The organism is Hoylesella nanceiensis DSM 19126 = JCM 15639 (assembly GCF_000379965.1).
GTDB lineage: Bacteria > Bacteroidota > Bacteroidia > Bacteroidales > Bacteroidaceae > Prevotella > Prevotella nanceiensis.
Genome location: NZ_KB904331.1, coordinates 348560 through 361084, shown reverse-complemented (window position 1 = coordinate 361084; position 12525 = coordinate 348560). Strand labels below are relative to the sequence as shown.

At 38.7% G+C, this 12525-nt stretch carries 8 protein-coding genes; all 8 read left to right on the top strand.

Going from position 1 to position 12525, the window contains the following annotated elements; all coding sequences use genetic code 11:
• Positions 1-145 precede the first annotated feature (145 nt).
• Positions 146-1504, top strand: coding sequence for a trigger factor (gene tig / locus A3GM_RS0107655; protein WP_018362801.1), 1359 nt, complete (start codon positions 146-148; stop codon positions 1502-1504).
• Positions 1505-1696: 192 nt separating this feature from the next.
• Positions 1697-2365, top strand: coding sequence for an ATP-dependent Clp endopeptidase proteolytic subunit ClpP (gene clpP / locus A3GM_RS0107650; protein ID WP_018362800.1), 669 nt, complete (start codon positions 1697-1699; stop codon positions 2363-2365).
• A gap of 75 nt (positions 2366-2440) precedes the next feature.
• Positions 2441-3694, top strand: coding sequence for an ATP-dependent Clp protease ATP-binding subunit ClpX (gene clpX / locus A3GM_RS0107645; RefSeq protein WP_018362799.1), 1254 nt, complete (start codon positions 2441-2443; stop codon positions 3692-3694).
• Positions 3695-3790: 96 nt separating this feature from the next.
• Complete coding sequence (recQ, locus tag A3GM_RS0107640; protein WP_018362798.1) at positions 3791-5968, top strand: DNA helicase RecQ; 2178 nt, start codon at positions 3791-3793, stop codon at positions 5966-5968.
• A 349-nt stretch (positions 5969-6317) separates the two neighbouring features.
• A complete protein-coding gene (gene guaB, locus A3GM_RS0107630; RefSeq protein ID WP_018362796.1) occupies positions 6318-7802 on the top strand; it encodes an IMP dehydrogenase in 1485 nt (494 codons plus the stop codon).
• Between the two features lie 186 nt (positions 7803-7988).
• Positions 7989-9332, top strand: a complete 1344-nt coding sequence (locus tag A3GM_RS0107625) for a peptidylprolyl isomerase (protein WP_240430791.1) — start codon at positions 7989-7991, stop codon at positions 9330-9332.
• A 78-nt stretch (positions 9333-9410) separates the two neighbouring features.
• Positions 9411-10802, top strand: a complete 1392-nt coding sequence (locus tag A3GM_RS0107620) for a peptidylprolyl isomerase (RefSeq protein ID WP_018362794.1) — start codon at positions 9411-9413, stop codon at positions 10800-10802.
• Positions 10799-12523, top strand: a complete 1725-nt coding sequence (locus tag A3GM_RS0107615; protein ID WP_018362793.1) for an OstA-like protein — start codon at positions 10799-10801, stop codon at positions 12521-12523. The genes A3GM_RS0107620 and A3GM_RS0107615 overlap by 4 nt, the downstream gene beginning before the upstream one ends.
• The last annotated feature ends 2 nt before the right edge of the window (positions 12524-12525 follow it).

Genomic DNA, 12525 nt, shown 5'->3' with positions numbered 1-12525 from the left:
TTGCACCTCTTTCGTAATTAAACGGCATGCTTTTTGTTAATTAAAAAACAAGAAAAAAGGGTTTTATATTAGGCAAATTGATCAAATATAACTACCTTTGTTGCTAAAAATTAGAATTAATAAATAATAGAAATAAAGATAATAGATGAAAGTTTCATTTGAAAATCAAGACAAAGTAAATGGCTTAATGACCATTATTGTCGAAGAATCTGACTACAAAGAAAAAGTAGAAAAGTCGCTAAAAGACTATCGTAAGCAAGCAAATATTCCTGGATTCCGTAAAGGAATGGCACCAATGGGCTTGATTAAAAAGCAATATGGTGAATATTTGAAGTTAGATACAATCAACAAAGTGGTTGGAGAAGAACTATACAAATATATTAAAGACAACAAAATTAATATGTTAGGTGAACCTCTTCCATCTGCAAAACAAGAAGCACAAGACTTGGAAAAGGAGCCTCCTTACACATTCTATTTCGATATTGCTGTTGCACCTGAGCTTAAAGTAGAACTTACAAGCAAAGATAAACTTCCTTACTATGATATTAAGGTAGACGATGCTACAGTAGACAAGCAAGTGGATATCTTCGCTTCTCGCACAGGACAATACGTAAAAGCTGAAGAATATCAAAAGAATGATATGCTTAAGGGTGATCTTAGAGAACTTGATGAAAAAGGTAATACTAAAGAAGGTGGTATCACTTTAGAAGCAGCTGTTATGATGCCTGAATTCATTAAGGTTGAAGATCAACGCAAACTATTCGACAACGCTAAGCTAGGTGATGTGATTGTATTCAATCCTCGCAAGGCTTATCCAGATAATGACTCTGAAATTGCTGCGCTATTAAAGATTAAGCGTGAAGAAGTAGCACAACACGAAGGTGACTTTAGCTACCAAATCACTGAAATTAGTCGTTTCGAAAAGGCTGAAGTTAACCAAGCATTGTTCGACCAAATCTATGGCGAAGGTGAAGTAAAGAGCCTTGAAGAGTTCAGAACTAAGATCGCTGAAGGAATTAAAGAACAAACAGTTACAGACTGTGACTATAAGTTCTTGCTTGATGTTCGCAGCTACTTAGAAGGTAAAGTGGGTAAATTGACATTCCCAGACGAAATCCTTAAGAGAGTGATGTTGTTGAACAACAAAGAAAGAGGTGAAGAATTCGTAGAAAAGAACTATGAAGCAAGCATCCAACAACTTACATGGCATCTTATCAAAGAACAGTTAGTTGAAGCTAATAAGGTGAAGATTGAAGACAAAGACGTAAGAGAAGCAGCTAAAGAAACAGCACGCATTCAATTCGCTCAATATGGAATGATTCAAGTTCCAGAGGAATATGTCGACAATTATGTAACCGAAATGTTCAAGAAAAAAGAAAATGTTGACGCCTTTGTAGATCGTGCTATCGATTTGAAACTTATCGAAGCATTGAAGAAAGTCGTTACACTCGAAACTAAAGAGGTTACACTAGACGAGTTTAATAAAATCGTAGAAGGTAAATAATTCGCTTTTAACGAAAAAAAACTTCTAATAAAAAGAGGTTGTCAAGTTTTTTGTTTAACTTTGTATATAAGCAATGTAAACAAGAGAGTTGACAACCTCTTGCTTTATATATAATAATTAATGTTTTTAGGATAAAGGGCGTTTTCATCTTAAACGCTTATCCTTTAGGCACATATAAATGATAATATAGGTATGAACAACGATTTTAGAAAGTACGCAACACAGCATTTAGGCATGAATGGACTTGTGCTTGATGATGTGATGAAAGCGCAAGCACAATATCTTAATCCATATATTTTAGAGGAAAGACAATTGAATGTAACTCAAATGGACGTGTTCTCACGTTTGATGATGGATCGTATTATCTTCTTAGGAACACCAATTGATGATTATACAGCCAACACATTACAAGCTCAGTTGTTGTATCTTGATTCGGTAGATAGTGGAAAAGACATTTCAATCTACATCAATAGTCCTGGTGGAAGCGTAACTGCTGGATTGGGGATATACGACACTATGCAATTCATTACAAGTGATGTGGCAACCATTTGTACAGGTATGGCAGCGTCAATGGCGGCTGTTTTACTCGTATCTGGTACTGAAGGCAAACGCTCAGCATTGCCTCATGGACGTGTAATGATACACCAACCACTTGGAGGAGTGCAAGGACAAGCTTCTGATATCGAGATAGAGGCTCGTGAAATCATTAAGATGAAGAAAGAATTGTACACCATCATTTCTGAACATTCCCACACTCCATTCGATAAAGTATGGCAAGATAGTGATAGAAACTATTGGATGACTGCCGAAGAAGCAAAAGAATATGGTATGATTGATACTGTATTGAAACGCAAGAAATAATAAATTAAATTGAAGAAGGCTCTTTGTTGTAATTCATTTTATGGCAAAGAACCACCTAAAAAGAAAGAAATTATAATGGCTAACGATAAATGCTGTATATGTGGACGTAGCGAATACCAAGTAGGAACACTGCTAAAGGGATCTAATGGCGCTATATGTCCAGATTGTACAGTGCAGGCTTATAAGATAATTCTTAATCAAGCAAAGCACGATGGCACTGAGGATGAACTGAAAAAAGAAGTAGGGGACATTCCAGCTAACGACTTTTCGCTTGATTTAAACAAGGTTCCTAAACCACAAGAGATAAAAGATTATCTCGATCAATACATCATTGGACAAGACGATGCCAAGCGTTATTTGGCCGTTGCAGTGTACAATCACTATAAAAGATTGCACCAATCGACTGATGATGACGGCGTAGAAATAGAGAAAAGCAATATTATTATGGTGGGAAGTACAGGTACTGGTAAGACACTTCTTGCTCGAACCATTGCGAAACTCTTGAAAGTGCCCTTCACAATCGTTGATGCTACGGTGTTTACTGAAGCTGGTTATGTTGGAGAAGATGTGGAAAGCATTCTTAGTAGATTGCTACAAGTGGCTGATTATGACCTTGAAGCGGCTCAAAGAGGAATTGTATTTATTGACGAAATTGATAAAATTGCTCGCAAAGCCGATAACCCTTCAATCACAAGAGACGTGAGTGGAGAAGGTGTTCAACAAGGATTATTGAAGCTTTTAGAAGGAACTATGGTGAATGTTCCACCAAAAGGCGGACGAAAACACCCCGATCAAGATTATATTCACGTTGATACTCGAAACATATTGTTTATCTGTGGAGGTGCATTCGATGGCATAGAGCGCAAGATTGCGCAACGACTTAACACTCATGTTGTGGGTTATAACTCAGTACAAAACTTGAGAAACGTCGATAAAGAAGATTTAATGAAATACATTCTTCCACAAGATTTGAAATCGTTTGGATTGATTCCTGAAATCATTGGACGTCTTCCTGTATTGACACACCTTAATCCTTTGAACAGAGAAGCATTGCGTAGAATATTGGTTGAGCCTAAAAATTCAATCGTAAAGCAATACGAAAAGCTCTTTGCAATGGACGGAATAAAACTCGAATTCGACACTGCTGCCCTCGATTATGTGGTAGATAAAGCTGTAGAATACAAGCTTGGAGCACGTGGTTTGCGCTCAATTGTCGAAGCAATGATGATCGATGCCATGTTTGAAGTGCCCTCTTCAAAGAAGAAGAGCTTCAAAGTTACGTTAGATTATGCCAAAAAGCATATCGACAAAGCACACTTAGATAACTAAACTTAATAAGAGAATATTTGCTAAAAATAATAACCTCAACTAACTAAACAATAGAATTTAGGTTTTATTGTTTAGTTAGATTCCTAAAAGACAACTATGACTAAGGCACTTAATCTTACAGAAAAACTAAAGCAATACTTTGGTTTTGACACCTTTAAAGGTGACCAAGAGGCTATCATTAGAAATCTTCTTGATGGCAACGATTCGTTTGTGTTGATGCCAACAGGTGGTGGTAAGAGTCTTTGTTACCAACTTCCGTCCCTCATTATGGATGGAGTTGCAGTTGTTATATCGCCCTTAATAGCTCTAATGAAGAACCAAGTAGATGTTATTAATGGCATAAGTGAAGAAAACGGAGTTGCTCATTATATCAACTCGTCGTTAAATAAAGCTGCAATAGCGCAGGTAATGGAAGACATAAGGAGTGGTAAAACAAAGTTATTGTATGTTGCTCCCGAGTCATTAATTAAACCTGACAATGTAGAATTCCTCAAATCGGTTAAGATTTCCTTTTATGCTATAGACGAAGCGCATTGTATTTCGGAGTGGGGACACGACTTTCGACCCGAATATCGCAACATTCGACCAATGATAAATTGCATTGGTCAAGCCCCAGTTATTGCCCTTACGGCTACAGCAACAGACAAAGTGCGAACCGATATCAAGAAAAGCTTAGGCATATTAGATGCAAAAGAATTTAAAAGCTCGTTCAATCGTGCCAATCTTTATTACGAAGTGCGTCCTAAAACCAATGATGTTGATAAAGAACTCATTAAGTTTATAAAGAAAAACGAAGGAAAGAGCGGAATTGTTTATTGTCTTTCACGTAAGAAAGTAGAAGAGCTTTCGGCCATATTGCAAGCCAATAACATCAAAGCTGCAGCCTATCACGCAGGTTTAGACAATATTCCAAGATCTCAAACACAAGACGACTTCCTTATGGAACGTATTGATGTTATTGTGGCAACCATTGCTTTTGGAATGGGAATAGATAAGCCCGATGTGCGTTTTGTGGTGCATTATGATATTCCAAAGAGTCTTGAAGGATATTATCAAGAGACAGGTCGTGCAGGAAGAGATGGCGGAGAAGGATATTGTTTGGCCTTCTATTCGTATAAAGACATACAGAAACTCGAGAAATTTATGGAGGGAAAGCCAGTTGCCGAGCAAGATATTGGTAGACAACTGCTAAAAGAAACCGCCGCTTATGCAGAGTCTTCTGTTTGTAGAAGAAAGATGTTATTGCACTATTTTGGTGAAGAATATCATAAAGAAAACTGCGGAAACTGCGACAATTGCAATCGTCCTGCAGAGAAAATCGAAGCACAAAAGGCGTTAGAGATAGTCCTTCGCACCATTATTGCATTGAAAGAGAATTTCAGACAAGAGTATGTCATCGACGTAGTCACAGGAAACGCAACCGATGATGTGGTGTCTCACCGACACGATCAGTTGGAAGTGTTTGGCGAAGGCGAAGAAGAACGTCCCAAAATATGGAACCCTGTAATTCGACAAGCGTTGATATCGGGCTACATCAAGAAGAATATTGAGAACTATGGTATATTGAAAATCACCGAGAAAGGAAAGGAATTTATCGAACACCCTCATTCTTTCATGATAGTAGAAGATGCCGATTTCGACAATGTTGACTATGATGGAGCATCAGAAAGCAAAGCTTCTGCCTTAGATGAAGATCTATATCGCATCTTAAAAACATTGAGAAGTAAGGTGGCAAAGCGTCATAATCTGCCTCCATACGTCATCTTCCAAGATGTGTCTTTAGAGCAAATGGCAACCATGTATCCCGTTAATTGCCAAGACCTACTTAACATTCAAGGAGTGGGAGAGGGCAAAGCAAAACGCTATGGTAAAGAGTTTTGGGAGTGCATTAGCGAATATTGCAAAGAGAACGATATCGTTCGACCCGAAGAAATGCGTGTGAGAACCATCGCAAAGCGCTCGAATGCCAAACTAAAGATCATCAACAGCATCGACAAGCAAATTCCTTTAGACGATATAGCCAATGCAATGGGCTTAGATTTTGATGAGTTGCTCACCGAAATAGAACGTATCGTATATAGCGGAACGAAAGTGAATATCGACTATTTCCTCGAAGACGTGATGGATGATGACTGCATAGAGGCCATCTACGACTATTTTAGAGAGAGCCATACCGACTGCATCGAAACCGCATTAGATGAATTTGATGGTAGCTTTGATGAAGATGAATTGCGCTTAGTACGCATCAAATTCTTGTCAGAAATGGCCAACTAACAACCCTATACGCCACACCTTATAATATATGTAAGGTGCAGGTGAAATGTAAGAGCAATGCTTTTCAATTGAAAAAGCATTGCTCTTATCGTATAAAAACACTTCTTTTGCAGTGCAATTGCATTGCTTTTATTAGTTCAAAAAATGCTCCTTCTTTTACACTTGTTTTTCTCTTTAAAATAAAGACTTTTACCCTCGAAAAGCAAGAGCGTGCAAAGGGGAAAAAGAGAGCAGAAAACTTGCAATGTATTTTTTGTATTTATTTAATGTACGAATTATTCAAAAACTCGTTGTGATGTGAATTTTTATTATTAAATTTGCACGCAATAAATTCGTAAAAAACACTTATATGTCATCATTTGTTGCAGATAAAATCGTGATGGACGGTCTTACTTATGACGATGTCCTATTAATTCCAGCTTACTCAGAAGTACTTCCTAAGTCTGTTTCTTTGCAAACTCGCTTTTCAAGAAACATAGTTTTGAACGTTCCTTTTGTAACAGCCGCTATGGATACTGTTACAGAATCGGCTATGGCAATAGCTATTGCACGTGAAGGAGGAATAGGAGTTATCCACAAAAACATGAGCATTGAAGAGCAAGCTCGACAAGTTGCTATTGTAAAGAGAGCAGAAAACGGAATGATTTATCACCCTGTAACCATTCAAAGAGGAAGCAAGGTGAAAGATGCTTTGGCAATAATGAGCGAGTATCACATTGGTGGTATTCCCGTAGTTGATGCTCATAACTGCTTAGTTGGAATTGTAACCAATCGTGATTTGCGTTTTGAACGCAATCTTGATAAATTGATTGACGATGTGATGACAAGTGAAAATCTTGTTACTACCCATACACAAACCGACCTTGTTGCGGCTGCACAAATCCTACAAGAGAACAAAATTGAAAAACTTCCCGTTGTAGATGCAGAAAATCATCTTGTTGGTTTGATTACATATAAAGACATCACCAAGGCAAAAGATAAGCCTATGGCATGTAAAGACAGCAAAGGTCGCTTGAGAGTAGCTGCTGGTGTGGGTGTAACTCACGACACATTAGAGCGCATGCAAGCCCTTGTTAATGCTGGTGCAGATGCAATTGTTATCGATACTGCACACGGACACTCAAAGGCTGTGATTGAAAAGTTGGTAGAAGCAAAACGTTCTTTCCCCGAAATAGATATCGTTGTAGGAAACGTTGCTACTGGTGAAGCTGCTAAAATGCTTGTAGAACACGGAGCAGATGCTGTGAAAGTGGGAATTGGTCCTGGTTCTATTTGTACCACACGTGTTGTTGCTGGTGTTGGAGTTCCACAGCTAAGCGCTATCTACGACGTATATGCTGCATTGAAAGATACCGATGTTCCTTTGATTGCCGATGGTGGTTTACGCTATTCTGGCGATGTTGTTAAGGCACTTGCAGCAGGTGGAAGCAGTGTAATGATTGGTTCAATGGTAGCTGGTACAGAAGAAAGTCCAGGCGAAACAATCATCTTTAACGGCCGTAAGTTTAAGAGTTACCGAGGTATGGGTAGCTTAGAAGCAATGGAACAAAAGAACGGTTCGAAGGATAGATACTTCCAAGGAGATACTCAAGACGTTAAAAAACTCGTTCCAGAAGGTATCGCTGGTCGTGTACCTTATAAGGGAACAGTTCAAGAAGTGATATATCAATTGGTTGGAGGACTACGTTCTGGTATGGGATATTGTGGTGCTGAAACAATCAATAACTTGCATAATGCTAAGTTTACACGTATCACTAACGCTGGAGTTTTAGAGAGTCACCCACACGATATCTCAATTACAAGTGAGGCTCCAAACTATTCTCGCCCAGAATAAGAATAACTATTGAAGGGCATTATACAATGATATAGTGCTCTTCAATATCACAATAAAAAGCAATTAAAACAGCAAGTGTAACTCAAAAGAGTATAAGCAGAAAATAGAATATTGAAAAGAAACAAGTTATTACTAATATCTTTATTGTGTAGTGCTGCCCTAAGTGCGCAAGAACACAATGTTGTTATGACGATAGATGGTGAGCCAATTGCTCGTTCTATCTTCATAAATGCCTATAAACAAAATTATCCAAATGGCGTTTCTAGTAAGAAAGAGCTGTATCATTTTGCTGAGCGTTATGCCGAATATTATTTAAAACACAAGGTGGCAGCGCAACAACAGCAGGGCATTACTATAGATAATAGAAATAAAAAGACTATCTCTTCTGCTCCAATAGTAAAAAATAATGTTGCGGTTTCGGCTGATATCGAACAGCAAGCACGTAACATCTACAATAAAATAGCTTCAGAAGTGAGTTCAAAAGGCGGACTCGTGAAATTGCAAGATATCCATATTTATCTTAGTCAAAGAGCCAGTAAGGCAGACGAAAAGAATGCAAAAGACCAAATAGAAGCTATATATAATAAGGTGAAAGCAGGCGAAGACTTTGGTAAATTGGCTCAGCTCTACACCCAAAATACCCTATATCGTGCCACAAAAGGCGAATTGCCATGGTTGGCTAAAGGGCAAACTTTAAGCGAATTTGAGAACGTTGCCTTTGCGTTATCACCAGGAGAAGTGAGCAAACCCTTTATGTCTGTAGACGGATATCATCTTCTCTATCTTCAAAAGAAAGTAGATTTCTTGCCTTATAACGAGGTAAGAGCCAATATTATCGACTTCATTTTGAAGGATAAAGTGCGTCAAGGTGTCGACATGCAACATGTATTTGCGAGTGGAGAGGTGGGAAATAGCCCTTCTTTAACTGCAATATCTACCACAGATGATGTGCTCAATACATTGTCTGCAGATAGCAATTATGGTGCATGGGGGGCTTCATCTTCGTCAAACGAACAGCTTCTTGCTTACCTCAATAGCAATGTTTGGAATGGAGCAGAGGCACATTCGGGAGCTTTAGAGCGTTATTTTGAAGCGAATAAAAAGAAATATCGATTTGATGAACCACGCTTTAAAGGTTATGTGTTGTATGCTAAAAGTGCTGAATTGCTAAAGGAATTAGAGAAAAAAGCAAAGCATGCGCCACTTCTAAACTTGAATAAAGCAGCGATAGAGAATGCCGTTGGAGGTTCAAAAGAATTGTTTAAAATAGACGAAGGCATCTTCTCTTTAGGCGAAAATACTGTTGTTGATAAACTATTTTATAAACAACACAACACCAATAGCGGTGCTTCTGAGTTTCCTTTTACTAAGATTGTAGGAAAGAAAGTGAAGCAACCCGACTTGAAAAGCGAAGTGGCTTGGCAGGTTTTGGCAGACTATAAAGAACATTTAGAACAACAATGGCTTGCAAAACTAAAGAAAAGCCACTCAATAGTAATCAATAAAAAAGAATTATCAACCATCAACTAAGCAACAAAAGTCTTGGTTTTACATCGTATAGCACAAATGAATAGAAGACAAAAAATATCTATAGGACTTGCTTTCTTAATGACTTATGCAGGCATGAGTTTGCAAGCTGGCCGTTTAGGTGCCAACTCTCATAGCAATGATTCGTTGACCAAAGCTACTAAAGCTGTGACAATTAACCCACAAAGTGTAGTAGATGAGGTTATTTGGGTGGTGGGAGACGAGCCCATTTTGAAGTCGGACGTAGAGGCAATGCGCCTTCAATCTGAATTAGAAGGAGTGAAATGGAATGGCGATCCCGATTGTATCATTCCCGAACAATTGGCAGTTCAAAAGCTATTTTTGCACCAAGCAGCTATCGACTCAATAGATATTAGCGAGTCGGAGATCGCTTCTGAGATTGAACAACAAATCAATTATTGGATTCAACAAATTGGTTCTAAAGAGAAATTAGAAGAATATCGCCGTCAAAGCATCACACAAATACGTCAGCAAATGCATGATGATTTCAAGAATCGACTATTGATTCAAGAAATGAAAAAGAAGCTTGTGAAAGATATTGCGGTAACTCCTGGTGACGTTCGTCGTTACTTTGAGTCGCTTCCTGCAGACAGTGTGCCAACAGTTCCTACAACAGTAGAAGTTGAAATCATTACAATGCTACCACGAGTGAGCCAAGAAGAGATTGCAAAAGTGAAGAATGATTTGCGTGATTACACCGACAGAGTAACCAAAGGCGAAACCTCTTTTGCTACATTAGCACGTCTTTATTCTGAAGATCCAGGCTCTGCTCGCCAAGGAGGAGAGATGGATTACACCGGAAGAGGTATGTTTGACCCTGCCTTTGCCGCTGTTGCTTTCAACTTAACAGACCCTAAGAAGATTTCAAAGATTGTAGAAACCGAGTTCGGTTATCACATCATTCAGTTAATAGATAAGCGTGGTGACAAAGTGAAAGTGCGCCACATCTTGCGTAAACCTGTTGTTTCTGCAGAAGTAGTAGAGGCTACAAGAGTGAAGATGGACTCGCTTTTAACCGATATTCGTGATGGAAAATTCACCTTTGAAGATGCAGCTTTCCACGTATCAGACGATAAAGACACACGCAACAACAAAGGTTTGATGGTGAACAATGTAAACAATGAACGCACATCTCGTTTCCAAATGCGTGATCTTCCTACAGAAGTGGCTCGCCAAGTAGAAACATTAAAGCCAGGAGAGATATCTAATGTGTTTGAAATGGTGAACGATAGAGGTAAGAAAGTGTGCGCTATTGTGAAACTAAAGAACAGAGTAGATGCTCATAAAGCAGTGATAACAGAAGATTATCAGGTGCTTAAGAACGTGGTATTAGCCAAAGAACGAGAGAAATTCTTACACAACTGGGTGGTCAATAAAATAAAGAACACCTATATAAGAATGGAGAATCAGTATAAGAATTGTAACTTTGAGTATCAAGGTTGGATTAAATGAGATATATAAAAGATAAGGAATTAAAGTCAATAAGGCATAGAATCAGTACGCTATTGGTTCTATGCCTCTTTGGATTATGTGCGCTCTTTGCCTATAACACACCGCAAAAGAAACGTGTAATACGTGAAGATCAAAAGGTTTATTTGGAGCATGCAGACGAGCTAAAGCGTGACATCTATGGTCCAAATCCCGATGCACAGATATTAAAAGGCAACGTTCGTTTGAAGCACAACGGGGCAACTCTCACATGTGACAGTGCCTATCTCTATCAAGAGTCGAACTCTGTTAGAGCCTTTGGACGTGTTCTTTTCCGACAAGGCGACACCCTTTCGCTTAAAGGCGAGCGTGGTTTTTACGATGGAGTGACACAAATTCTTGAAGTAAGAAAGAATGTAGTGTTGAAGCATCGCAATCAAACTCTTTATACAGATAGTTTGAATTACGATCGAATGTATAAGAATGCCTACTTCTTTGACGGCGGAAAACTGGTAGATGGAAAAGACCAATTGATTGCAGATTGGGGCGAATACAATACCCAGTCACGCCAAGCTGTGTTCTATTTTGGGGTGAAACTCAATAGTGGAAAGAGCAATATCGAAACCGATACCTTATATTATGATGCGCCAAAGTCGCAGGCTCACTTCAAAGGTCCAACCACTATTGTAACTAATGGCGATGTGGTGAAAACCCAAGATGGCTACTTCGATACCAAGAAAGATAAGGTAGAGCTGTTCTCAAGGTCTACCATTACAAGTAAAGAGAAGGTCATTACAGGTGATACTCTATATAGAGACAAGAAGACAGGCATTGGTCAAGGCTATGGAAATGTGATATATGTCGATAAAAAGAACAAGAATGAATTGCATGCCGACGTGTTTGTTTATAACGAAAAGACAGGCAAAGGCTTTGCAACAAAGAAGGCATTGCTAAAAGATTATTCGCAAGGTGACACCTTATTTATGCATGCTGACTCGCTAAAGATAGAGACCATGCACATCAATACCGATTCGGCTTATCGAAAAGTGCATGCCTTTAGACACGTGGTTGCTTATCGAAAAGATGTGCAAGCAATATGCGATTCGCTGGTTGCAAATGGAAAAGACTCTTGTTTAACGATGTATTACGATCCCGTTTTGTGGAGCGATAACCGACAAGTGCTGGGTGAAAAGATCTATGTTTATATGAACGATAGCACTATTCGCATGGCTAAAGTAGAAGGACAGGCGCTTTCTGTTGAGCAACTCGATGATAAAAAGAACTTCAATCAGGTTTCTTCTAAACTGATGAATGCCTACTTTGACGAAGGAGCTTTACGTCGCTTGGTGTGCATCGACAATGTAAGAATTATCTTTTATCCTATCAATGACAAGGATAGTTCGATGATTGGACTCAACTATATCGAGACCGATACCATGCGAATGTATATCAATAAAGAGAAAAAACTGGAGCGAATTTGGATGCCAAAGGCACAAGGTACACTCTTCCCAATAAGTCAAATACCAACCGATAAATTACATCTGCCTTCTTTTGCGTGGTTAGATCATCTACGACCAAAATCGAAAGAGGATGTATTTAAATGGAAAGGAAAGACCGATAGCGAAAAGCTTAGAGTGATAGAGCGCCAAAAAGCACCCGTACAAAGATTCGAATCGGAGAATAAACCCAAAGAAACCACCCAACAAAATACAAATAAACCGACAGAAGAAAATACGTCTCAATAAGT

Bases quoted from the DNA above. Each gene is read 5' to 3' on its own strand.
- tig (WP_018362801.1), top strand. From the start codon at position 146: ATGAAAGTTTCATTTGAAAATCAAGACAAAGTAAATGGCTTAATGACC.
- clpP (WP_018362800.1), top strand. From the start codon at position 1,697: ATGAACAACGATTTTAGAAAGTACGCAACACAGCATTTAGGCATGAAT.
- clpX (WP_018362799.1), top strand. From the start codon at position 2,441: ATGGCTAACGATAAATGCTGTATATGTGGACGTAGCGAATACCAAGTA.
- recQ (WP_018362798.1), top strand. From the start codon at position 3,791: ATGACTAAGGCACTTAATCTTACAGAAAAACTAAAGCAATACTTTGGT.
- guaB (WP_018362796.1), top strand. From the start codon at position 6,318: ATGTCATCATTTGTTGCAGATAAAATCGTGATGGACGGTCTTACTTAT.
- A3GM_RS0107625 (WP_240430791.1), top strand. From the start codon at position 7,989: ATGACGATAGATGGTGAGCCAATTGCTCGTTCTATCTTCATAAATGCC.
- A3GM_RS0107620 (WP_018362794.1), top strand. From the start codon at position 9,411: ATGACTTATGCAGGCATGAGTTTGCAAGCTGGCCGTTTAGGTGCCAAC.
- A3GM_RS0107615 (WP_018362793.1), top strand. From the start codon at position 10,799: ATGAGATATATAAAAGATAAGGAATTAAAGTCAATAAGGCATAGAATC.